The 21,567-nt window shown below is 70.2% G+C and carries 26 protein-coding genes; 8 read left to right on the forward strand and 18 right to left on the reverse strand.

Annotation, left to right across the window (positions count from 1 at the left end):
- Positions 1-1,299: 1,299 nt before the first annotated feature.
- The 3 genes from ACQP2X_RS41750 to ACQP2X_RS41760 are packed head-to-tail and all read right to left on the reverse strand — an operon-like array spanning position 1,300 to position 4,833.
- A complete protein-coding gene (locus tag ACQP2X_RS41750) occupies positions 1,300-1,812 on the reverse strand; it encodes a DUF1697 domain-containing protein (protein WP_498691394.1) in 513 nt (170 codons plus the stop codon).
- On the reverse strand, positions 1,809-4,001 hold the full coding sequence (locus ACQP2X_RS41755; RefSeq protein WP_498691396.1) for a glycoside hydrolase family 65 protein: 2,193 nt from the start codon (positions 3,999-4,001) through the stop codon (positions 1,809-1,811). Before ACQP2X_RS41755 ends, ACQP2X_RS41750 begins: the two co-directional genes overlap by 4 nt.
- Entirely contained in the window at positions 3,994-4,833 is an 840-nt protein-coding gene (locus tag ACQP2X_RS41760; protein ID WP_498691397.1) for a PfkB family carbohydrate kinase, read from the reverse strand. Before ACQP2X_RS41760 ends, ACQP2X_RS41755 begins: the two co-directional genes overlap by 8 nt.
- A gap of 147 nt (positions 4,834-4,980) precedes the next feature.
- Here ACQP2X_RS41760 and ACQP2X_RS41765 point away from each other — a divergent pair, with 147 nt between their 5' ends.
- Both ACQP2X_RS41765 and ACQP2X_RS41770 read left to right on the forward strand, forming a co-directional pair.
- Positions 4,981-5,559 carry a GAF domain-containing protein gene (locus tag ACQP2X_RS41765; protein ID WP_498691401.1) on the forward strand — a complete coding sequence of 193 codons (579 nt, stop codon included), beginning with the start codon at positions 4,981-4,983 and terminating at the stop codon, positions 5,557-5,559.
- Between the two features lie 34 nt (positions 5,560-5,593).
- A complete protein-coding gene (locus ACQP2X_RS41770) occupies positions 5,594-6,499 on the forward strand; it encodes a diacylglycerol/lipid kinase family protein (RefSeq protein ID WP_498691403.1) in 906 nt (301 codons plus the stop codon).
- Here the strand turns inward: ACQP2X_RS41770 and ACQP2X_RS41775 are convergent.
- The 3 genes from ACQP2X_RS41775 to ACQP2X_RS41785 form a co-directional block, all read right to left on the reverse strand.
- Positions 6,468-7,085 carry a hypothetical protein gene (locus ACQP2X_RS41775; protein WP_498691405.1) on the reverse strand — a complete coding sequence of 206 codons (618 nt, stop codon included), beginning with the start codon at positions 7,083-7,085 and terminating at the stop codon, positions 6,468-6,470. The genes ACQP2X_RS41770 and ACQP2X_RS41775 overlap by 32 nt on opposite strands.
- 102 nt (positions 7,086-7,187) lie before the next feature.
- The gene (locus ACQP2X_RS41780) at positions 7,188-7,871 is read right to left on the reverse strand and encodes a DUF4253 domain-containing protein (RefSeq protein WP_498691407.1); all 684 of its coding nucleotides are present in this window, start codon (positions 7,869-7,871) and stop codon (positions 7,188-7,190) included.
- 150 nt (positions 7,872-8,021) lie between these two features.
- Positions 8,022-8,402 (reverse strand): hypothetical protein, encoded by a 381-nt coding sequence (locus tag ACQP2X_RS41785; protein WP_498691410.1) that lies wholly within the window; start codon positions 8,400-8,402, stop codon positions 8,022-8,024.
- A gap of 57 nt (positions 8,403-8,459) precedes the next feature.
- Here ACQP2X_RS41785 and ACQP2X_RS41790 point away from each other — a divergent pair, with 57 nt between their 5' ends.
- The 3 genes from ACQP2X_RS41790 to ACQP2X_RS41800 are packed head-to-tail and all read left to right on the forward strand — an operon-like array spanning position 8,460 to position 10,387.
- Positions 8,460-9,008, forward strand: a complete 549-nt coding sequence (locus ACQP2X_RS41790; RefSeq protein ID WP_498691411.1) for a helix-turn-helix domain-containing protein — start codon at positions 8,460-8,462, stop codon at positions 9,006-9,008.
- A complete protein-coding gene (locus ACQP2X_RS41795) occupies positions 9,008-10,213 on the forward strand; it encodes an MFS transporter (protein WP_498691412.1) in 1,206 nt (401 codons plus the stop codon). Before ACQP2X_RS41790 ends, ACQP2X_RS41795 begins: the two co-directional genes overlap by 1 nt.
- 36 nt (positions 10,214-10,249) lie before the next feature.
- A complete protein-coding gene (locus tag ACQP2X_RS41800; protein ID WP_498691414.1) occupies positions 10,250-10,387 on the forward strand; it encodes a hypothetical protein in 138 nt (45 codons plus the stop codon).
- Here the strand turns inward: ACQP2X_RS41800 and ACQP2X_RS41805 are convergent.
- The 3 genes from ACQP2X_RS41805 to ACQP2X_RS41815 are packed head-to-tail and all read right to left on the reverse strand — an operon-like array spanning position 10,384 to position 12,694.
- The gene (locus ACQP2X_RS41805; protein WP_498691415.1) at positions 10,384-11,013 is read right to left on the reverse strand and encodes a glycosyltransferase family 2 protein; all 630 of its coding nucleotides are present in this window, start codon (positions 11,011-11,013) and stop codon (positions 10,384-10,386) included. The two genes, ACQP2X_RS41800 and ACQP2X_RS41805, sit on opposite strands and share 4 nt — an antisense overlap.
- Before the next feature lie 8 nt (positions 11,014-11,021).
- Complete coding sequence (locus ACQP2X_RS41810) at positions 11,022-11,609, reverse strand: YdcF family protein (protein WP_498691417.1); 588 nt, start codon at positions 11,607-11,609, stop codon at positions 11,022-11,024.
- Positions 11,591-12,694, reverse strand: a complete 1,104-nt coding sequence (locus tag ACQP2X_RS41815) for an MBL fold metallo-hydrolase (protein ID WP_498691419.1) — start codon at positions 12,692-12,694, stop codon at positions 11,591-11,593. Before ACQP2X_RS41815 ends, ACQP2X_RS41810 begins: the two co-directional genes overlap by 19 nt.
- Positions 12,695-12,784: 90 nt before the next feature.
- Here ACQP2X_RS41815 and ACQP2X_RS41820 point away from each other — a divergent pair, with 90 nt between their 5' ends.
- The gene (locus ACQP2X_RS41820) at positions 12,785-13,363 is read left to right on the forward strand and encodes an LURP-one-related family protein (RefSeq protein ID WP_498691421.1); all 579 of its coding nucleotides are present in this window, start codon (positions 12,785-12,787) and stop codon (positions 13,361-13,363) included.
- 10 nt (positions 13,364-13,373) lie between these two features.
- Complete coding sequence (locus ACQP2X_RS41825; RefSeq protein ID WP_498691423.1) at positions 13,374-14,819, forward strand: deoxyguanosinetriphosphate triphosphohydrolase family protein; 1,446 nt, start codon at positions 13,374-13,376, stop codon at positions 14,817-14,819.
- On the opposite strand, the gene ACQP2X_RS41830 is transcribed toward ACQP2X_RS41825, so the two are convergent.
- The 9 genes from ACQP2X_RS41830 to abmR form a co-directional block, all read right to left on the reverse strand.
- Positions 14,816-15,010: a hypothetical protein gene (locus tag ACQP2X_RS41830; RefSeq protein ID WP_498691424.1), complete on the reverse strand. Its 195-nt coding sequence runs from the start codon at positions 15,008-15,010 to the stop codon at positions 14,816-14,818. The genes ACQP2X_RS41825 and ACQP2X_RS41830 overlap by 4 nt on opposite strands.
- A gap of 218 nt (positions 15,011-15,228) precedes the next feature.
- Positions 15,229-16,461, reverse strand: coding sequence for a vanadium-dependent haloperoxidase (locus ACQP2X_RS41835; protein ID WP_498691425.1), 1,233 nt, complete (start codon positions 16,459-16,461; stop codon positions 15,229-15,231).
- 80 nt (positions 16,462-16,541) lie between these two features.
- Entirely contained in the window at positions 16,542-17,087 is a 546-nt protein-coding gene (locus ACQP2X_RS41840) for a hypothetical protein (RefSeq protein WP_498691427.1), read from the reverse strand.
- A gap of 25 nt (positions 17,088-17,112) precedes the next feature.
- A complete protein-coding gene (locus tag ACQP2X_RS41845) occupies positions 17,113-17,217 on the reverse strand; it encodes a DUF3037 domain-containing protein (RefSeq protein WP_498691428.1) in 105 nt (34 codons plus the stop codon).
- Between the two features lie 168 nt (positions 17,218-17,385).
- Positions 17,386-18,147 (reverse strand): hypothetical protein, encoded by a 762-nt coding sequence (locus tag ACQP2X_RS41850; protein WP_498691430.1) that lies wholly within the window; start codon positions 18,145-18,147, stop codon positions 17,386-17,388.
- A gap of 243 nt (positions 18,148-18,390) precedes the next feature.
- The gene (locus ACQP2X_RS41855) at positions 18,391-18,708 is read right to left on the reverse strand and encodes a hypothetical protein (RefSeq protein ID WP_498691432.1); all 318 of its coding nucleotides are present in this window, start codon (positions 18,706-18,708) and stop codon (positions 18,391-18,393) included.
- Complete coding sequence (locus tag ACQP2X_RS41860; RefSeq protein WP_498691437.1) at positions 18,705-19,073, reverse strand: DUF3037 domain-containing protein; 369 nt, start codon at positions 19,071-19,073, stop codon at positions 18,705-18,707. The genes ACQP2X_RS41855 and ACQP2X_RS41860 overlap by 4 nt, the downstream gene beginning before the upstream one ends.
- Entirely contained in the window at positions 19,070-19,792 is a 723-nt protein-coding gene (locus ACQP2X_RS41865; protein ID WP_498691439.1) for a HipA family kinase, read from the reverse strand. The genes ACQP2X_RS41860 and ACQP2X_RS41865 overlap by 4 nt, the downstream gene beginning before the upstream one ends.
- 10 nt (positions 19,793-19,802) lie before the next feature.
- Positions 19,803-20,348, reverse strand: coding sequence for an ATP-binding transcription factor AbmR (gene abmR / locus ACQP2X_RS41870; protein ID WP_498691441.1), 546 nt, complete (start codon positions 20,346-20,348; stop codon positions 19,803-19,805).
- A gap of 95 nt (positions 20,349-20,443) precedes the next feature.
- Here abmR and ACQP2X_RS41875 point away from each other — a divergent pair, with 95 nt between their 5' ends.
- Positions 20,444-21,511: an ATP-dependent DNA ligase gene (locus ACQP2X_RS41875; protein ID WP_498691443.1), complete on the forward strand. Its 1,068-nt coding sequence runs from the start codon at positions 20,444-20,446 to the stop codon at positions 21,509-21,511.
- The last annotated feature ends 56 nt before the right edge of the window (positions 21,512-21,567 follow it).

The raw sequence follows: 21,567 nt of genomic DNA on the forward strand, positions 1-21,567 counted from the left end.
AGGATCCGCCGAAGTGATCCGGGCGCCGGCGTCGTGGTCGGCGCACTGAAGGCCTTGTCGATAAGCGGTCTGACCGGCGGTGCAGTGGAGGCGGTCTTGATCGCCGCCACCGGGCTCGAGGGTCTCGAGTGGACATGGCCCGACGCGCCGGGCTGATCGAACCGGGTTCGGCAGTGCCAACGCCGACCGAGTCGTGAACAGGCAGATCCAGCGCGGCCGGTCCCCTGGGCGGGCAGATCCGGCGCGGCCAGGACCGGGACGGGCAAACCCCGCGCGGCCGGGCCCTGGGCGGGCAGATCCGGCGCGGCCAGCACCGGAGCGGGCAAACCCCGCGCGGCCAACACCGGGACGAGCAAACCCTTCGCGGCCAGGACCGGATCGGATAAATCCGGCGCGGCCAGGACCGGAGCGCGCAGATCCGGCGCAGCCAGGACCGGGGTGGGTAAGCCCGGGGCGGGTGGAGCCGGCGCGGCCAGCACCGGGACGGGCAAACCCCTCGCGGCCAGCACCGGAGCGGGCAAACCCGGCGCGGCCAGGACCGGAGCCGGCAAATCCGGCGCGGCCAGGACCGGAGCGCGCAGATCCGGCGCGGCCAGGACCGGAGCGCGCAGATCCGCCGCGGCCAGGACCGGGGTGGGTAAAGCTGGGGCGGGTGGAGCTGGCGCGGCCAGGCCTGGGACGGGTGAAGCCGGGACGGGTAAAGCCGGCGCGGCCGGAACTGGCGTGATCGGGAGTGGGGCGGTCGGGTCGATCGGTCCGACGGCAGCCGGGCCGACCGGGTCTGGCGCGGCCGGGGTGGTCGGGGTAGGGCGGTGACGCGGCCGGTAGGGGCGGGGCGGCGCCAGGGGTGGCATCGGGGCGTCACCGTGCAAGCTGCGCCATTTGCGGGTATGGCGTTGGATCAATCCGTATTGCCGGCGCTCGTGATGAGCGCGACGGAATTCTTCCGCACTGGCGGAGTAGTTACGGCGCCGGGTGGGGTCGCGCCATTGAGCTATCTGGGTGTGGCTGAAAAATTGCATCTGACCCCGTATCTGGCGCATGAGTTATTCTCCCGCGAAATCCCGCGGAACGGTAAGAGAAAAATGTGCCACATCGATCGAGCCGGCATGCGGATCCATCATGCGATCCAGTCCGCATTCACATGCCGCGGACGCGGCGAGCGGCCGACCGCTGACTTCTGGTGGCGAGAGGTGGCGAGAGGTGGCGCCGATGGTCAACGGGATTGCGGGCGTCGATGTCGAGGGCAGCCGCGCGCGGCGGGTGCCTCGGCGCTTCGTGGACGGCACGGTGCCCGGGCTACAGGAGAGCCGCGATCTCGGCCAGCTTCGTGATGGTGGACCAGTTGCGTTCGGTGCCGTGCAGGCCCAAGCGGCGGGTGATCGTGGCGGCGTTCACCGGGTTGCCGTGCACGCGGTCCCTGTAGTCGATGTAGACCTCGCGGCCGTTCAGGCGTACGTCGTCGTGGGTCTTGCCCAGGTCCGCTGCTGGGTGGTCGGCCAGGAACACCACCCTCAGGAACGTCGGGCGGGCGGCGGCCGCCTCGGGGAACGGGTTGGCGGCGATGATCTCGGCCAGGCGGGACCGGCTGCGGACCATCGCCGGCTCGTTCAGGGCGAAACGCTCGCGCAGGACCTTGCCGATGATCGGGCCCACGTCCAGGTCGGAGCGGACCAGCACGTTTCCGCTCTGCAAGTGGGTTCGGGCCCCGGGCAGGCCCGCCGCCTCCAGTTCGGCTCGGAGCTCGGCCATGGGGACCTTGTTGCGGGCGCCCAGGTTCACCGCCCGCAACAAGGCCACCCACACCGTCATGCGGGGATCGTACGAGGGGGGCGCGGGGTCGCCGGGGCCGGCACGTCCTCGACCGGGTCCAGAGGGAACGTCCTCTCCTGGCCGGCGGCCAGGTGCACCTCCTTGCCCTGATGATGGAAGTCGACGGGGGCGTGCCGGGCGGCGTACGTCACCGAACCCGGAGTGACCACGACGGACAGGCGGCAATCGCGCCAGCGCAGGCCGAAGGCCAAGCGGCTCAGCTTCGGCGGCAGGCGCGGGGCGAACGACAGGCAGTTGTCGTGGTCGCGCAAGCCGCCGAAGCCCATGACCAGGGCGATCCACGCTCCCGCGCACGCCGCGATGTGCAGGCCGTCGCCGCCGGCCTCGCCGCTGCCCCGCAGGTCGAGCAGCGCCGCCTCGGCCAGATATTCGTGTGCTCTCGTCAAGTGACCCAACTCGGCCGCCAGCACTGACTGCACAGGGGCCGACAGGGACGAATCACGGACCGTGCGGGCCTCGTAATACGCGAAGTTGCGGCGCTTCTCGTCGAGCGTGAACGCGTCGGGGCGCTTCATCATGGCCAGCACCAGATCGGCCTGCTTGATCACCTGTTTGCGGTAGAGGTTGAGGTAGTGGTGATGGAGCATCAGCGGATACTCCTCGTCCGAAAAATCCCATGCCGGCAGGCGGGTGAACCCGGCCGACTGATCGTGGACCCGGCGCTTCTCGTCAAAAGGCACATTCAGCTGTACGGCTGCGCCCGCCGCCCGCAGATTCTGTTCCGCCATGAGGTTCGTGTAGATGTTGTCGTCCATCAGCGCCGTGTATTCGTCGGGCCCGGTGACGCCGGCGATGTGGCCGACGTTGTGCTCGTCGAAGTAGACGACCGACTTCCACATGCGGGCCGTCTCCTCGAGCAGCTCCCGGCCGGCCGAGCGCATGAACTCCTCGTCGCCGGTGGCGGCGTGATAGCGCAGGACCGCGTCGGCGATGTCGGCGTTGACATGCAGGGCGGCCGTGCCGGCCGGCCAATAGCCCGAGCACTCGGGGCCGCTGATCGTGCGCCACGGGAACGACGCGCCGTCCAGCCGCAGCTCACGGGCCCGGGCGCGTGCCTGGTCGAGGGTGCTGTGCCGCCATCGCAGGGCCATTCCGGCGCATTCGGGATGGGTGTACGTCAGCACGGGCAGCACGTACGTCTCGGTGTCCCAGAGGGTGTGCCCGTCGTAGCCGTTGCCGGTCAGGCCCTTGGCCGGGATGGGATGCGGGCCGGCCTGGGCCGCCGCCTGGAGCACGTGGAAGAGCCCGAACCGCACGGCCTGCTGGATCTCGGGGTCGCCGTCGACCTCGACGTCGGCGCCGTCCCAGAACTCGTCGAGATAGGCCCGCTGCTCGGCCAGCAGCGTGTCGAAGCCGTCGCGGGCCGCGGCGTCCCGGTCCGTCAGCGCCAGGTCGCGGATGTCGTCCTCGTTCCAGCGGTACGCCGTGAACTTGTCGAAGCTGATCGCGCCGTGCCCGGTGGCCGTCCACCGGATGAGGTCGCGCGAGCTCACGACGGTGCCCTCATGACCGGTATGGATCACCGCGGCGGCGACCGGCAGGCCGCTGCGGCGGGTGCGGTGGACCAGGACGTCGCGGTCGCTGGACAGGCCGCGGAAGGGCGCCGGGATGATCGCGCTGGCCCGCGGGTCGTCGCGCTCCGACGGCAGGGCCTCGTTGACCACCAGGTCGGATTCGATGGTCAGCGGCGCGCCGGCCTCCACCGAGTAGCGGACGGCGGTCACCGAGGGGCGCGGGAACGAGACCAGCCGTACGCTGCGCACCCGCACCTCGACGCCGGAGGGTGAGGTCCATTCGACCTCGCGGGTCAGCGTGCCGGCCCGCAGATCGAGGACCCGTTCGTGCCGGGTCAGCGTCCCGGTCCGTACGTCGAACGGCTCGTCGCCGACCCGCAGCGTGATCGGTTTCGCGTTGGGCGCGTTCACGACCGTCTCGGTGCGCTCCGGGAAGGCGTACCCGGCCTCGGGATAGGTGATGGTCCTTTCCTCGTAGAGCGAGTTGAGGAAGGTGCCGGGCATCCCGCCGGCGTGCGGCTCGTCGAGGTTGCCCCGCAGGCCGATGTGGCCGTTGGCCAGCGCGAAGATCGACTCGGCCTGGCGCAGTCCGTCCTCGCCGGGCAGGGCGGTCTCGCGGACGGCCCACGGCTCGGCCGCTCCGATCTCAGACATCGCGCAGGTCCGGTCGTCCGCCGGCGTGCCGGACGGTGTCGCCGGAGGCGGCGGTGGCCCGGCGGCCGGCCTCCTCGTAGGAGCCGCCGGCCAGCAGGGTCGCGGTCAGCGCGGCGGTGAACGAGTCGCCGCCACCGGTCGTGTCGACCGGCTCGCCGCCGGTCAGCGGGATCTTGACCTGGCCGTCCTTCCAGATGAGGACATTGCCGTCCTCCTTCGCCAGCGCGATCAACGACGGGCCGCCAGCCAGGATGCCCGCGTCGAGCCCCGCCGCTTCTTTCTCATCGGCCCGCACGACGTCGGCGTACTCCAGAATCGCCTTGTCGCTGATCTCGCCGTCGAGCACGACCAGCTTCCCGGCCTCGCGGCCGATCCGCGCGGCGGCCAGCGCGGCCTCGAAGGGCTGCTGCATCTGCACGAGTACGGCGTCGGCGCCCGCGATCACGTCCCGAGCCGCCCGCACGTCGCCCTCGGTGAGCAGCACCTCCTCCGGCAGGTGCTCCACGTAGCGGTAGTGCGACCCGGGTTCGAGGATCTCCACGATCAGGCCGGTCAGGGCACCGCGGCGGCGCACCACGTGGCGTACGTCAATGCCGTCCTTCCGGGCCTGATCCAGCAGCACGTCGCCGATCACGTCGTCACCGGCCACCGCGACCAGCGACGGCCGCACGCCGAGCTGGGCCAGCGCGACCGCCTGGTTGGCGCCCTTGCCGCCCAGCTGCTCGCGCCGGGCGGTCGCCGCGCCGGAGGAACCGACGTCCGGGAGTTCGTCAACGGTCAATACGAGGTCGCGGGCGAGCTGCCCGATCACGGCGGCGGTTGGTTGTGTCACGCACGACCATTACCCGGAGACCGACAGATTGTGCGACATCCCAGCCTCTTCACAGGATGTGACGCCGATTCGCCCACCGAGAGCATTGCGGGACACCGATGCCCTTTCTAGGCTCGCAGGCACCGTAGCCGCCTACGAGGAGCAGCCATGACGAGCAGCAGTCCCGTGTCGTCGAACGCCTACGAGTACCTGGACACCATCAACCCCGAGGAGCAGGCCCGGCTCGAGGCCGTCCGCCGCTACCGGCTGGTCGATCAGCCGGTCGAGGACGCGTACGACCGGATCGCGTTCGTCGCGGGCGCCATCTTCGACACGCCGATCGCCACCGTCTCGCTGGTCGAGCAGGACCGGGTGTGGCTGGCCGCGTGCCAGGGCCTCAGCGGCGTCCGGCAGGTCGGCCGCGAGCCCGGCCTGTGCGCGTCGGTCATCGCCCAGGACGACGTGTACGTCATCAACAACGCCGCGGTCGACCCGCGCACCCTCGAACATCCGCTGGTCCGGGGCGATCTGGGCCTGCGTTTCTACGCCGCCGCGCCGATCCGCACCCACGACGGCTACCGCCTCGGCACCGTCAACGTGATCGACAACAAGCCCCGTGAGGCCAACCCGCGCCAGCTCAAGGCTCTCGAGCACCTCGCCTCGATGGTCTCGGACGAGCTCGAGCTGCGCCTCATGGTCATCCGCAGCGCAGCCGCCGAGCAGCGCATGCGCGAGACGGTCAACTGATTACGAATCCATCGATACGGGTAGTGCGCTGCCCATGCGCACTCCCCGGAAAATCGCCGTAGTCGCTCACCAGCGCAAGACGCTCGGCGGCGGCCTGGACGAGCTCCGCCGCCGCCTCACCGACACCGGCGTCGAGGACCTGCTGTGGTGCGAGGTGCCGAAGAGCAAGAAGGCGCCCGAACAGGTCCGCAAGGTCATCAAGGCCAAGCCCGACCTGCTGGTGGTGTGGGGCGGCGACGGCATGGTGCAGCGCTCGATCGACGTGCTGGCCCGCGAGAAGGGCGGCGCCAAGATCCCGCTGGCCATCATGCCGGCCGGCACGGGCAACCTGCTCGCGTCCAACCTGGGCATTCCGGCCGACCTCGAGCAGGCGGTCGAGATCGCCCTTCAGGGCGACCATCACCGCATCGACCTGGGCAAACTGAACGGCGAGTACTTCGGCGTGATGGCCGGCGTCGGCTTCGACGGTGCCATGATCAACGACGCCGACCGCAACATGAAGGACAGACTGGGCAAGCTCGCGTACGTCTGGGCCGGCGTCCGCCACGTCAACGGCGCCGCGCCCCAGGCCCAGATCAAGATCGACGGCAACGACTGGTTCGAGGACGAGGCCAGCTGCGTCCTGATCGGCAACGTCAGCAAGATCACCGGCGGCATCAAGGCCTTCGACGACGCGAAACCGGACGACGGCTGGCTCGACGTCGGCGTCGCCACGGCTCAGGGCGCCCTCCAGTGGGCCCGCGCCCTCGGCACGATGGCGGTCGGCCGCAGCGACAGCTCCCCGTTCGTGCGCACCACCCGGGCCCGGCAGATCGAGGTCAAACTCAAATCCAAGATGGAGTACGAGCTCGACGGAGGCGCCCGCACGAAGACGAAGACCTTCACCGCGAAGGTCGCCCCGGCCGCCGTCAAGATCTGCGTACCCCGTCAGCGTTCCTGACCAGCGCCAGGGCGTGCTCCCGTCCCGGGCAGCGCCGCGGTCCCGCCCCGAAGGCCGTCTCCCCGGCCAGCGGGACCAGCACGATCTCCCCCGTGTCGATCCGTCGGCGCTTCGTGAAGGGCACCGGCGGATCGTCACGCAGCACCTCCTCAACGGGCCGGTGCCGGGCTCGCTCGATGAGCGCGAGGGTCGCCGTACAGGCCTGAACCAGCACCCCGATCCGCGCCGCCGTCCCCTCGTCACGCCGCCCACCGAAGATCACCACAAGCCGCTCGACGGCCGGATCGGCTACGCCGTCGTCCCCGTGGCCCGGCTGATAGGCCTGCGCCACGTCCTCGACCAGCGGGGCAACGTCAGGATCGGTCACACCCATGGCGGCGGCCAGAACGGCCACCGGATGCCCGCGTCGCCCGGTGAGCGACTCCGGCGGAATGGCGTCGAGGATCGCCTCGGCCAGCCCGCGCCGCCGTACATGGTCCGGCCCCTCGCAGAACCGCCCGACCGACGCCCGAAGCCACGCCACCCCCGAGTCACCAGGCGGCACGGCGGGCACGACATACGCCGGGTCGTACAGAATCTCACGCATGGCCGCAGGCTAGGCCCGGAAGACTTCGCCCCCGGCCGAAGCAACCGGTGACCGTCCTGTCCTCAAACGCGGGCACCGGCACATGCGCACCGCCAGCCGGCCTCACGGACGTTCGTAGAGGCACCACCGGTCGAGCTCCAGGAGCGCTCGGGCGTAGGCCCGCGTGGTGGTCCCGGCGGTCAGCCCGGCGATCGCCACATGTTCCACCGCCAGCCCCTCGGCATCGGCCAGGCCGGACGGTGGCCGCGGCACCGTGAAGCCGTTGGCGAGCCCGATCGTGGTGGGAGAGGCCCCGTACCGCTCATGCCAGCGACGGGCGGCGGCCAGCAGCAGATCGCCCGGCGTTCCCCAGACGCCGTACGGATTCAGGTAGGCGAAAGCCGTCCACGGCTCAGGCCGGGGCAGGATGACAAGCAGTTCCGGCTCCCCGAAATGCGCCACGTCGTAGGCGTCGAGGTCATAGCCTTCATCGCCGGTGCCGAGCGTCTCCGGATCGCGCCCCCAGATGCTGAACCCCGGCAGCCGAGCCAGTTCGGCATCGACATCGGCGTTCCGAGCCCAGGCGATCAGGTCGCCGGGCGTGCGATCGTGGTGGAAGTCCGGGTCCAGAACCGCCTCCCGGTGAAGCACCAGAACCGGATTGTGGTCCGGAAGAGCAGCACGCGCCGAACGCAACAGCCGCTGCGCATCACCCTCAGGCCGAACCACGACGACGGTCTCATCATGAACACGCACCGGCTCCGCCCGATAAGACTCGAGCCCCGCCGCCCGTAAGATCTTCTCCACCGCGCCGATGCTAGGGAGCCGTGCAAGCGACCCACGGCATGCCGGGCACGACGGGGCCGGACCGCCTCGCTCACGCTTCCTTCCGCTCGGCATCCGCGGCTGCGGCCTGATCGCGTCTTTGCTGGCGATCGTCCGATGAAGAAGCGAGGATCACCGATCGTCGAGCTCTGCCCAGAAGGACCCGGAGGGCCAGCCGTCGCGGCGGTCGGAGTCGGTCAAGGGCAAGTAGGACCTGGTTCCGCGGAGGGTTCTGGAGGCATCGAATCCTCTGAACCACGCCACGTCGGAGACCGAGCGGATGACACCGGGCAGGGTGATCAAGCCGCTCGGTTCCGGCCAGCGGCCGTCCGGCGATCGGGCCAGCAGGTACACGTCGTCGAGCAGGTCGTTGTCCTCCTCGTCGTCGCGGCGCAGGACGATCACGGAGCCGTAATCGCCCCACACGCCGGCGGCGGCGATCACCTCGCGGCCCGGCGGGAGCGTCGCGGGTAAGGGCGGAGCGCCGTGATCGAGGGCGGCCGGCAAGTTCATGATCCGCAGCCTAGAACACTCTTGCAAAGAAAGCTTTGCAAATATAGCTTTGCATTCATGATGGACGACGACGAGAGCGTCGCGCTCGATCCGCGGACGTTGCGCGGGCTGGCGCATCCGCTTCGGGTGCGGCTGCTGAACCTGCTCCGGGAGCGCGGTCCCTCGACCGCCTCGCGGCTGGGTGAGCAGCTGGGGCAATCCAGCGGCGCCACCAGCTATCACCTGAGACAGCTTTCGCAGTACGGGTTCGTGGTCGAGGACGCCGAGCGTGGCACCGCCCGGGAGCGCTGGTGGCGGGCCGCTCAGCAGCGGACCGTGCTCACGCCGGAGGAGGGCCGGAAGTCGTGGGAGCTGGCCGAGGGCTATCTGCGGGCCGTGGCCCAAGCCGATTTCCAGCGCACCGAGGCCGCCATCGCCAACCTGCCGGCGGTGTCGCGCGCATGGCAGGACGCGCTCTACCTCGGCACCGACATCCTGCGGCTCGACCCGGACCGGGCCGCCGAGCTTCGGGAGCGCATGTCCGCCCTGGTAGCCGAGTACGGCGGCGGCGAACAAGGCGACCGCGTGGCCGTCCAGTGGCAGATCCTGCCGTTGAGCGACAGCTGATGCGACGGCCGCTGGCCAGTCTGCTGGTCGCCGAGTCGGTGTCGCTGGCCGGCAGCCACGTGTCCAGTGTGGCCGTGCCCTGGCTGGTGCTCACCACCACCGGGTCGGCGACCCGGGTCGGCGCCGTCGCCCTCGCCCAGACGTTGCCGTTCGTGCTGGCCGGGATGTTCGGCGGGCCGCTCGTCGACCGGCTCGGGGCCCGCCGGGTCGCGATCTTCTCGGACGCGGCCAGCGCCGTCGTCGTCGCCCTGGTTCCGTTGCTGCACCTGCTCGGCCTCCTGTCGTTCGGGCCGCTGCTGGCGATCGTCGCCGTGGCCGGCGCGTTTGGCGGGGCCACCAACACGGCCAAGCGCGCCCTTCTCCCCCAGGCCGCCGCCGGCACCGCCATGGCCCGGGCCACCACGCTCTTCGACGGCATCGGCCGGACCGCCATCCTGGTCGGCCTGCCGCTCGGCGGTCTCCTGGTCGCGGCCCTCGGCCCGGCCGCCGTACTCGCGATCGACGCCGCCTCGTTCGCCGTGTGCGCCGCGACGATCGCCGTCGGCGTCCGTACCAGCGAGGAGAGAGCCGGTGAAGCGCGGGAAAGCTACCTGGCCTCCCTCGCTGCCGGTTTCGCTTTTTTGCGGCGGGACAGCCTGTTCGCCGTCATCGTCGCTGTCCTCTTCTTCACCAACCTGGCCGATCAGGCGTACAGCATCGTCTTCGTCCCGGTCTGGGTGCGGGAGACCGGCGCCGGCCCGGCCGTCCTCGGTCTGCTCGGCGGCGTCTTCGGGCTGGGCGCCGTCCTCGGCTCGCTGATCTACGCGGCCCTCGCCACCCGGCTGCCGCGGGTGCTCACCTTCGCCGTCTGCTTCCTGCTCGCCGGGTCGCCCCGGTTCTTCGCGCTCGCCACGACCGACCGTCTCTGGCCCGTTCTCGCCGTCGCTCTCGGCGCCGGTCTCGCCGTCGCCGCCGTCAACCCGATCCTGATGGCTCTGAGCTACGAGCGCGTCCCGCCCGAGCTGCGCGGCCGCGTCCTCGGCCTGGCCGTCGCCATCGGTTTCGCCGGCGTGCCCCTCGGTGGACTCCTGGGCGGCCTCGCCGTCGACCAGGCCGGTCCGCGCGCGGCGCTGCTGATCGCGGGCGGTCTCTACCTGGCTGTCTCGCTTGTGCCGTTCGCCCTCGTGAAAAGACGGATAGACGACAGGAGCTTGGTGCCGAGCTAGACGCCCTCCATGCGGGCCGGCCCCACACTGAACGCCATGCCGTCTCGTCGGAAACCCAGGCGCGCCGCTCGGCCCGTACGTCACGAAGGAGTACGCACCACCCGGCTGATCGTCGGCCTCGTCCTGGTCCTCGGAACCCTGTTCCTCGCCGCCTACACCGCCGCCAACAGCTAGAGCCGCAACAGCGAGCGGTAGACCCGCAGCGCGTCGCCGACCGGCCCGAAATGCGACGACGCGTTGTCGTTCAGATATGTCGTGTTGATTTCCACCTGCGCGTACGGATGGCCCGCGCGCGCGGCCTCCACCAGCACGTTCATCTCGTACTCGAAGCGGTCGCCGGGCACCGTGAGCAGCCACGGGATCAGGTCGCCGGGATAGCCGCGCAGGCCGGTCTGCGTGTCGCGCACCGACCGGCCGGTCGTGGCCCGGAACAGCAGCCGGGTCAGCGCGTTGCCGACCTGGCTGCGCCACGGCATCCGCCGGACCCGCCGCACACCCAGGACCGTGTGGCCACTGGCCTCCACCGCGTCCGACACCCGCCTGATGTCGGCGAGGGAGTGCTGCCCGTCCGCGTCCGCGCACACCACCGGCGAGCCGGGAAAGGCCGAAGCGATATGGCGGAATCCCGTACGCAGCGCCACACCCTTGCCCGCATTGCGCGGGTGCCGCAGAACCGTGCAGGGCAGCCCCGTGACGGGCGGCGAGCTGCCGTCGTCGACCACCACGACCGGGCAGTCGATCTGAGCCACTAATTCGGACAGGTGGGACGACGGCTGGAAGACCGGCAGGAGCAGGACCATGCCGGCTCCTATACCCCACGTCGTAACAACGCCACCATCCGTCGCTCCCGGCGGAGCAGTTCCTGCGGATCACGTACGCCCAGGAAACCGATCCGGGAGGCGGCCCTGATGGCGTACTCGTCGAGCGGCGACGAGCCGGCGGCCGGAATGCCCAGAAGGGCCCCGCCCCGCAGTCCGAGGACCTTGCCGGCCAGATAGCGGACGCGCGGCAGATGCCAGGCGTGGGTGACCAGCCCCAGCGGCCGGGACGGGCCGAGGTCGAGGCCGTCGAGCAGCCCGTCGGCCGAGATCCGGAGCAGGTTCTCCAGCGTGCTGCGCGAGTGGCACTCGGAGCGCAGATCGGCCACCTCGTCCAGGCCGGCGTCGCGCGCCATGGTCAGCATCAGCGCGGCCTCGCGGCAGTCCGGCGGCGGCTCGGGCGCGCCGTCGCGGACCTGCGCCCAGCCGCCGCTGAAGATGATCCGCGACGGGCGGGCGCCGGCCTCGACGTACGAGATCGCCGCCCGCACCCGGGCCACGCTGCCGGGAGTGAGCCCCGCGGGGGTCACCCCGTAGCCGAGCACCAGCAGCGCGACCGCTACGCGATCTGCTGCCACCAGCCGTCCACCGCCGGCGGGTTGTCCACGTCGACACGCTCGCCCGGACGCGGCACGGCGAGACGTACATCCCGGGCCTTGGCCTCGGCCCACGTGCGGTCGGCCGGCTCGGGCCACTCGTGCAGCGCCAGGTTGAACGTGGCCCAGTGCACCGGGATCATCAGACCGCCCTTGACGTCGACGTGGGTCGCGACGCCGTCCTCGGGCACCATGTGGATGTCCGGCCACGCGTCGCCGTACGCACCGACCTGCACCAGCGTGACGTCGAACGGACCGTGCTCCTCACCGATCCGGGCGAAGCCCGGGAAATAGCCGGTGTCGCCGGAGTAGAAGACCTTGCGGGTGGGGCCCTTGATGGCCCAGCTCGTCCAGAGCGTCTCGTCGCGGCCCAGGCCACGGCCCGAGAAGTGCCGGGCCGCGGTGGCCACGAACTCGATGCCGGCCACCTTGTGGGTGTCGTTCCAGTCCATCTCGACGATGCGGGTGGCCGGCACGCCCCAGCGCTCCAGGTGGGCGCCCACGCCCAGCGGGACCAGGAACGGCGCCGCCTGGAGGTCGACCAGGTTGTGGATGGTCTCCATGTCGAGGTGGTCGTAGTGGTCGTGCGAGATCAGCACCGCGTCGAGCGGCGGCAGGTCGCGCAGGGCGACCGGCGGCTCGTGCAGCCGCTTGGGGCCGGAGAGGCGCGAGGGTGAGCAGCGCTCGCTCCACACCGGGTCGAGCAGCACCCGCTTGCCCTCGATCTCGACCAGCGCCGAGGAGTGGCCGTACCAGGTGACGTGCAGGCCGTCGGCGGTGGCGCCCGGGTCGGGAGTGACCAGCGGGATCGGCTGGTGCGGGTGGCGGCCGTCGCGGTCGCGCAGGGTGGCGGCCAGCAGCCGCGGCATCGAGGAGAAGGCGATCTCGGTGGCCGGCACCGTGTTGCGGAACTTGCCACCGGCGTACTGCGGTGAGGCCTGCATGCGGGCCAGCCGATCGCCCTTGGCCTTGGCGCCCATCTGGCGGGGAATGTCTTTCGCCACCCAGACCGCCGCCGCGCCCAGAGCCAGCGCGATCAATGAACCCGTACGTCCTCGTTTCGCCATTAACCCAGTTTGACCTCTACGCAAGGGGCGCCGCCACCGAGGTGCTCAGGTTCCCCACAGTATTCGCCGGGTATGACACACTCTCTCGCCGTGACTGTCGACACCCTTCAAACCCAGCAGCAGCTGATCGTCCGTCAGCGTGTGCGGCTGATGGTCAACCAATACGAGATCCACGCCGTCACCCCCGACGGCCAAGAGGCCGGCATGCTCGCCTTCGCCCAGCAGAAGCGGATGGCGTTCAAGGAGCAGGTCACCCTCTACACCGACGACACCAAGACGACGCCGGTGCTGGGCTTCAAGGCCCGTCAGGTGATCGACCTGGGCGCCACGTACGACGTGGTCGACGCGAACGGCGCCCCGATCGGGCTGTTCCGCAAGAACTTCAAGGAGTCGCTGATCCGCTCGACGTGGCACCTCGAGCAGCCCGGCTTCGGCGAGATGGTCGGCCGCGAGACCAACGCCTGGGTGGCCGTCCTGCGCCGCTTCGTCGAGAGCCTGTCCTGGCTTCCGTACCACTTCGACTTCGTGATCGCCGACCGCCCGGTCTTCTCGGTCGTGAAGAAGTGGGGCCTGCGCGACAAGTACGTGGTCACCATCCACGACCCGCGCGTCGACCGCCGCCTGGTCGCCGCCATGTCCGTCGCGCTGGACGCTCTGCAGGCCAGGTAACCTTCGCGGGATGGATGATCCCCGGGCTCAGCGCCTGTTCGGCGACAGTCTCGTCGCCCCCGGTGACCTCGCGTCGAGCCCGTTCCGGGTCGACCGCGACCGGATCGTCAGCTCACCGTTCTTCGCCCGGCTCGCCGGCGTCACCCAGGTCATCAGCCCGGGCGGCGCCGGCCTGCTGGTGCACAACCGGATGACCCACAGCCTCAAGGTCGCCCAGGTGGCCCGGGCCATCGCCGACCGGGTCGACCCGTCACTGGCCGAGAAGCTCGGCGGTTGCGACCCCGACGTCGTCGAGGCGGCCGCCCTGGCCCACGATCTGGGCCACCCGCCGTTCGGCCACCTCGGCGAGCGGGTCCTCGACCGGCTGGCCCGCCATCGGCTGGGGCTCGACGACGGCTTCGAGGGCAACGCGCAGTCGTACCGCATCGTCACCAGCACCGAGAGCCGCGGCCAGACCACTTTGGGGCTCAATCTGACCAATGCCGTACGGGCGGCGATCCTCAAATATCCGTGGACCCGCCGGGGTGAGGCCCGTTTCATGGAGCCGCCGCCGCGGGGGGCGGCCCCGCCGGCCGACGACCCCGACGGCGGCTCGATGAAGTTCAACGCGTACTCGACCGAGGCGAACGACATGCGCGCGGCCCGGGCCCCGTTCGCGGGCCGGGTGGCCGACTGGCAGCAGACGGTCGAGGCCTCGGTCATGGACACGGCCGACGACATCGCCTACGCCATCCACGACCTGGAGGACGTGCACCGGGTCGGCGTCCTCCAGCAGGGCGCGGTCGCCACCGAGCTGATGGCGTGGCAGCGCTGGGGCGCGTCCACCGACCTGAACCGGGCCGGCGGCGCCATCGAGTCGCTGCGCCGCCAGTTGCACCGCAAGGACGGCTGGATGGCCGACGACGACGCGTTCTCGGCCGCCGTCGAGCTGGTCCGGGCCGAGCTGGTCGACGGCCTGCTGGCCCGCCCGTTCGACGGCTCGCTCGAGGCCGAGGCCCGGGTCGCGGCGTTCTCGGCCACCTGGACCCGCCGTCTGGTCGAGTCGTGCCGCACGATCGCCGACCCCGCGGTCCGCTCCGGCCATGTCCAGCTGGCCCCGGCACAGTGGCACGAGGTGCAGATCCTCAAGTTCGTGCAGAACCGGTTCGTCCTGGCCCGCCCCGACCTGGCCCTGCACCAGCGCGGTCAGGGCCGCCTGCTGGCCTCGCTGGTCGAGGCGCTGAGCGCCTGGCTGACCGACCCCGACGAGGAGCAGCGCATCCCCCGCCGCCTCCAGGACCTGGTCGAGCTGGCCGAGGCCGAGCTGCCGGCCGGCACGCCGGAGCGCCTCCACCGGGCCCGCGGCCGCGCCGTGATCGACTTCGTCGCGGGCCTGACCGACCAGCAGGCGGTCGGCTTGATGGAGGCTCTCGGGGGCCGGTCCCGCCAGCTGTGGACCGACGCTTTCGTGCTCTAGCTACGCACCCGGTTGTCGAGCGGCGCGGGCTGGCTGGCCCACCACTCCGAAGGAACCTGCGCGTAGATCTCGTCCGCGAGCGCCTTCAGGTGATCGCCCGTGGCGTGCCCGTGGTGAGCGTCCGCGAGCCCCTTGACCCTCACGTACCACTCGGCGATTTGTTCGCACTTGACCGATACTTGATAGTCCATGCTTCGAGCCTAGGGCCGCGCGCCATCACCCGCCCGGCAATGCCCGACCGGGTGACAGCGGCTCACGCCATCGGCCCCGCGGCCCAGTGCGGCCTCGACTGCCCGTCATCCCTGCCGCAGCGGGCACACTGCTGAAACTGCTGCCCGTCCTGCGTCGAGCGCCGAACCCACTTGTGCCACCCGAACCGACAGCTCATCGGCTTGCGCACAGCCCGACGCTACGCCCGGCCGAACTCCCGGGCCAGCACCGCACGGGTGACCTCGGCGCCGAGCCGGTCGCCCTGCACGGTGGCGCCCCGGTAGTGCACGCCGGCCCAGATCCGAGCCTCGATCAGCTCGGCCCGGGCCGAGCTCAAACTGTGGAAATAGCGGGTGGTGCCGGATTCCGCGCTGTACGCCCTGAAGGACAGTTCGTCGCGCCCGAAGTACGCCCGCAGTCCGGTCATGATGGCGGACGTGTAGCAGGCGTGCCCCGACGGCCATTCCGGCGACGGAGCGGTGACCCGCAGCGGCGTCCACGAGGGGTCGGCCACCGTGGCCGGGTTGCCGTCGGTGCCGGCGAGCGGAACGGCGGTCACCGGCCGCCAGAAACGCCAGTGCCGCTTCTGCCCGTAACAGGCGATCATCGTGTCGGCCGTGGCGATGTCGACCATGGCCAGCATGCGCGCCGTCTCCACCGTGCTCAGCCGGTGATCGGCGGCGAGCCCGCGCTTGATGTACCACTCCACCTGACGGTAGTCGTCCCACCAGATCGCCGCCTCGGTCTGATCCGGCGTCCGGGTGACATTGGTGGCCTTCACCTCGTTGAACTGCCGGGCGTAGGCGGCGCTGCCCAGAGCGGGCGGCCCGGCCACCCGGAAGGCGCCCGGGTCGTCGAGGACGAACGGCTCCAGGAACGGGAACCAGCCGCCGGCCTGCACGAAATCGGGCGGGGTGAGCCGGTACTGCCCGGGCGTCGTCCCGACCGGCCAGGCGATGTTCGCGAAGGCCCCGTCGTCCCGGCGCGCCTCGATCATCGCCGCGGCCGCGGCCTCACCGACACGGACACCGTTGCGCTCAGCCGGCCCGTCCTCGATCGCGGCCAGCGCCTCGTCGTACCGCGCCCGCAGCGCGCCGGCCTGGGCGGGGAAGAGCGACAGAAGAACCTGATAGGCCGAGGCCGCCACCGCCGCCGGCGTCGAGTCGGCGCGGTGAGCGGCCGGAGCAACCAGATAGGGCTCGTACGGGGCGCCGGCGATCGCGTTGACCGCGTCGTACACGGCTCCCTGCACCATGGCGAAGCTGCGAACCCCGGCCGTCGGCGACTGCCGGGCCACCTCGTAGATAGCGGTCTGAGCATGAACATTCCAGGCGAGTACGGCATCGGACCGCCCCGCCGCCTGCGACGCCCCCGGCGTCAGAACGGTCAGGCCGAGCACCGCCACGGCCGCCGCCCTCAGAAAGAAGCCCATGGCCCCCGAGCATCGAGGCCACCGAATATCACCTCAACCCCGTCGCGTGAGGACGTCCGTTTCCGAGGGCGATATGACAGTCAGGCCGGCGGGTCGTCCCGATAGAGATGCGCCTTCACGCCCCGGCCGCCCCAGCGGGTCGCCGTGAGCTCCGGGCGCGGCCGGAGTCGCCCGACGCCCGGCGCCGGCTCGTCCCAGTCGGCGACCGCCGCGAACGGCTCCGGAGCGTTCCGGGTTTCGGCGGCGCGAGCCTCTCGGACGACCTTGGCCGGATCGAAGCGCGTCTCCTGGGCCACGTGGCAGTCGTCCGCCCGGAACGCGACCAGGGTGCCGCATTTCTCGCAGGCGATGCAGGGATCCCACCCGACCAGAGACCAGCAGCCGATCAGGACCAGGTCGTGGACGAAGCGGGTGCCGCGCACGTCCCCCGGTGACAGCACGAACGTGCCCGTGATCCGCTCACGGCCGTACGCGGACTCGTCGACGGCGTAGGTGCCCGGAGCGAGCAGCGGCGGGTTCACGCGGTGGTGGTTCAGCAGAGACGGGTGCGGCTGGGCCGGCAGCTTCACCGACTGCACCGCGACGCTCAGCGGGTTCCCGCAGGTCGCGCACCTGAAGCCGTCCACGGTGGCAGTGTGACCGATCCGGCGTTCACCTCACCAGCAGGTTTTCCAGGCGTTCCAGTTCTTCCGCCGGGTCGACGGCCAGGCCCATGTGGACCGGGCCGGCGCGCAGGATGGTGCTCCGGGGGCCCACCAGCCAGCGGAAGCGCTCTGCAGTGGATGGACGCGGACGAGGTTGCCGAGCGTTCTGATGAGGCGTACGCCGTCCGGATTCTCGACGCGATTAGCAGCACGGCGCCGGTCGTCCGAACGCACGACGGGATCAACCCCATCCCGAGCGGCCGCTGAGCGATCACAGCACTCATTCCTGAACGCTATTACTCTGGCCATCGGTGTCGCGCGGGTCTTCGATGAAGTTTAGGAACGAGCGGCCGAATCGCGTAACCTGACCCAAGTGAACATGTTGGCTAAAATACTCGCCATCATTTTCGTATCCCGTTTGACTAAGTGCACCAATACTTAGTAATTCCTCATCCCTGAGGCGGGTGCACTGCTTGTTCAGGAAGGACGCTAAGGCGCCGCTACCTTCGCCTGGAGCTGGGTTCGGCGAGATCAGACGCGCGATGTCAGCAATGAGTACCATTTCGCCACCGGAGGCTGGCGGCTTGTAACCAACCACATCCTCACGGAAGCGCGGATCGGCTACGAACTTGAGTAAGCGCAGAGCCACTGGTGGAAGGCGGTCGATCAGATCGAAGAAGACGTACTGACGATCCTCGTCTGGATCTACGGCAAGGGCCGTGTTGAGCACTGCGTTGCGGAGAATGCTTCGCTTTTCTTGGCGGCTCCGTTCGGCGATCCGCGTTCCCGCCGCTACTGCATCCAGAAATGCCTCATTGGTCGCCAGATCCTCGAAGTCGCCCACGCGCCCTTCAAGCTGACGCAGCGCCACGGCCACATCAGTCAACCAATCCTGCATACGCTCGTTGTACGACCGCGTCAGTCTATCGGCGAGCGCGACCCCCAGCGGCCCGCCCACCCCAGGGATCGCAGACACGACCATCTCGGCTACCTTGTTCAGTCCGTGGCGGCGGTCACTCTGAGTGGGTGGCTTCAGCTCCATACCCGCCATTATGAGCGGGACCCGCCACCTGATCACCCGCTAGGGTACTAACCGTCACGCACATCCAGAGAAGGACGTTCCCGGGTTTCGAATTCGCAGCACTGTCGAATTGAGCTGTATAGAAATCAAGCCGTTAGGGTGGTGCGAAGGCGTGTAAGGCCCGTCCCTGGGTTCAAGTAAGGCGCCAACATCTCCATCTTGCCGGACCTTTTGAGACTCGGGACCTCGGCGACGCGGCGGCTCTTACCTCAAGCCGTAGAGCCTGTTCAGGTCCAGAAGGTGGTGCCCGGTCACCGCGCGGGCGGGCACGTCGAGCACCAGCACGAGGAACACATCGGGTGTCTCGCATTCCACGAGCACGTGCTGATATCCGGTTCCGCGCATGGCCCAGGCGTAGGACACCCGTCCCTCCGAGAAGTCATGCTCCCCGAAATCCTCCGCGGGGATCGCCTCGAAGTACTTCCAGAAGTCGAACGGCGGCGGCTCGTCGGCGCCGACGCGTTCCGGTTCGGGCGCGGTGGTCGCCTTGAACTCCGCTTCGGTGAGGCGGCGGACCCTCATCTCACCAGCAGGTTTTCCAGGCGTTCCAGTTCCTCGGCCGGGTCGGTGGCCAGGCCCATGTGGACCGGGCCGGCTCGCAGGATCGTGCTCCGGGGCGCCACCAGCCACCGGAAGCGCTCGCCCTGGCTCATCGCGGCCGCCGCGCCGGCGCCCGTGCACGTGGCCGACCACGAGGACAGCGCCTCGCCGATCGCCTTCACGTCGGCCGACGGGTCGAGGGCGCGCAGGCGGTCCTCGTGCAGGTGAGTGCGGGCCTGAAGGAAGTCGCGGCGCTGGCAGTACAGGACCACGCCCACGTTGATCAGCTCGCCCCGCTCGATGCGCGGGACGGCCTGGATGACGGCGTACTCGTACGGGACCCTCATGGCAGCCACGCCTCCGGCTCGGCCGCGCGGGCGGTCAGATGAGAGATGTACGCGTCCTTGTCGCCGTCGTCGAGCCACTCGTCCGGGACGAGGTCGACCGCCTCACGGATCAGCGAAGGGGTGATCCGGGCGGCCAGGGCCGGGCCCTCCGTCGCCAGCGCTGTCGCGTACGGCTTCAGCACGTGGTCGTCCCACTTGTACGGACGGTGGACGACCGCCGACGCCCGGGGCCAGTTGTGGTGGAAGTAGAGGGTTGCGCCGTGGTCGATCATCCACAGGCCGTTGTGCCAGATCAGCAGGTTGGGGTTGCGCCAGCTGCGGTCGACGTTCTCGACGAAGGCGTCGAAGGCGAGCACCCGCGAGGCCAGCCCGGCCTCCACCGGATGGGCCACCGGGTCGTAGCCGAGCGCGCCGGGCAGGAAGTCCATGCCCAGGTTGGCCCCGGCGCTCGCCTTGATCAGCTCCTGGACCTCCTCGTCGGGCTCGGCCCGGGCCACGATCGGGTCGAGGTGGACGACGGCCAGGTCGGGCACGGGCAGGCCGAGGCGCCGGGCCAGCTCGCCCGAGATCACCTCGGCCACGAGCGCTTTCGGGCCCTGCCCGGCGCCGCGGAACTTGACCACGTAGGTGCCGAGGTCGTCGGCTTCCACGACGCCGGGCAGCGAGCCGCCCTCGCGCAGGGGTGTGACATAGCGGATGGCGGTGACCTCACGTAGCACGTGGATCACCCTACAAAGGGCCCTGCTTCCGCAGGTCGTCGACCTTGCTCATGGCCGAGCGCAGGTCGGACAGCCACTCCTCGGTGTGCTGGCCGACGAGCTTGACGCACCAGGCCAGCGCCTCGGAGCGGGACCGGGCCACGCCGGCGTCGACCAGCGTGTCGAGGATCTGCCGCTCGGGCTGGCGCAGCCGGGTCATCACCGGCGCGGCCAGGTGGGTGAACAGCTCGTTGGTGTCGCCGCAGCGCACGCCCCAGGCGACCTTGCGCTGATAGCGGTGCTCGATCTGGCGGGCCACCCGCATGCGGTCGTTGCGGGTGTCCTCACGGAACTGGTTGACCCGGCCGGCCTGCGCGGCCGCCCGGTCGGCGTCGGTGGCGCTCTCGCCCAGGTCGGGTGCGGCCACCCGGCCCCAGATGATGATCTCGTCGCGGTCGACGACGACCTCGGGCCGCTCGGTGAACCAGCCGTCGGTCACCGCCCCGGCCACCCAGGCCGCGGCGTCGTCGGCGTTCGGCGGCTCGACCCGTCCCGGCGGTCCCTGTCGGAATCTCATTACGAACCTCCCCGGTAAGCGTGATTACAAAATTACACGCTTACGCGCCAGCCGCCAGCCCCCCGCGGCGGGCGAGGAGACGGCAGACTGGGGCGATGGAGCTGCCGATCAATCCACCGGTCAAGCCGATGCTCGCCAAGCCCGTAGCCGAGATCCCGCCCGGCCAGCTCTACGAGCCGAAGTGGGACGGATTCCGGTCGATCATCTTTCGCGACGGGGCCGAGGTGGAGATCGGCAGTCGCAACGAGAAACCGATGACCCGCTACTTCCCCGAGGTCGTCGAGGCCGTGCTGGCCAACTTCCCGGAGCGGGCGGTGATCGACGGCGAGGTGATCGTGGCCGACACCGAGCGCAACACCCTCGACTTCGAGGCCCTCCAGCAGCGCATCCACCCGGCCGCGAGCCGGGTCAAGCTGCTCAGCGAGCAGACACCGGCCGGGTTCGTCGCGTTCGACCTGCTGGCGCTCGGCGACGAGGACCTGACCGAGCTGCCCTTCGCCGAGCGCCGGGCCCGGCTGTCCGAGGTTCTCAAGAGCGCCAAGCCTCCGGTGTACGTCACCCCGGCCACCGACGACCTGGAGACCGCGCGGCGCTGGTTCGCCGAGTTCGAGGGCGCCGGCCTCGACGGGCTGATCGCCAAGCCGAAGGATCTGGTCTACCAGCCCGACAAACGGGTCATGTTCAAGGTCAAGCACAAGCGGACGGCCGACTGCGTGGTCGCCGGCTACCGGGTGCACAAGTCCGGCGAGGACCGGATCGGCTCGCTGCTGCTGGGTCTCTACGACGAGCGCGACGTGCTCGTGTCGGTCGGCGTCATCGGGAGCTTCCCCATGGCCGTACGGGAAGAGCTCTTCAAGGAACTTCAGCCCCTGGTGACGACCTTCGAGGGCCATCCGTGGAACTGGGCGGCCCACGAGCAGGGCGAACGCACCCCGCGCAAGAACGAGGTGAGCCGCTGGAACAACGGCAAGGACCTGTCGTTCACGCCGCTGCGGCCGGAGCGGGTGGTCGAGGTGCGCTACGACTACATGGAGGGTCTCCGGTTCCGCCACACCGCCCAGTTCGAACGGTGGCGCACCGACCGGGAACCCCGCTCGTGCACCTACGAGCAGCTCGAACGCCCAGTCCAGTTCAATCTGGCCGAGGTACTGACCAGCCGCTGACGGCGGATTGTCAGACTCACCGGATAGCCTTCGAGGGACAGTCCGCCGACGAAAGG

It is taken from the genome of Actinoplanes sp. CA-131856 (assembly GCF_050956135.1).
GTDB lineage: Bacteria > Actinomycetota > Actinomycetes > Mycobacteriales > Micromonosporaceae > Actinoplanes.